Source organism: Dyella sp. SYSU CM1112 (genome assembly GCF_058216415.1).
This window is the reverse complement of record NZ_JBZEGI010000179.1, coordinates 1-217: the sequence shown is the minus strand read 5'-3', so window position 1 is coordinate 217 and position 217 is coordinate 1. Positions and strand designations below refer to the sequence as shown.

Below are 217 nucleotides of genomic sequence, written 5' to 3'. Positions count from 1 at the left end.
CACCTACGACAGCAACCACCGCATGCTGACCATGCAGGACCGACGCGGGCATGTATGGGTGACCAACCAGTACGACGCCAACGGGCGCGTGAGCCAGCAGACCTACGCCGACAACACGTCCTACCAGTTTGCCTACACCACCGACAGCAACAACAACGTCACCGCGACCACCGTCACCGACCCCAACGGCAACCAGGAACAGGTCGCGTTCGATCCG

Annotated in this window: 1 protein-coding gene; it reads left to right on the top strand. The window is 62.2% G+C overall.

What is annotated here, in order from left to right; translation table 11 throughout:
* Positions 1–217 (top strand): RHS repeat domain-containing protein (locus tag AC4HNJ_RS22140; RefSeq protein ID WP_490481764.1); only part of this gene is annotated, 217 nt, incomplete at both ends.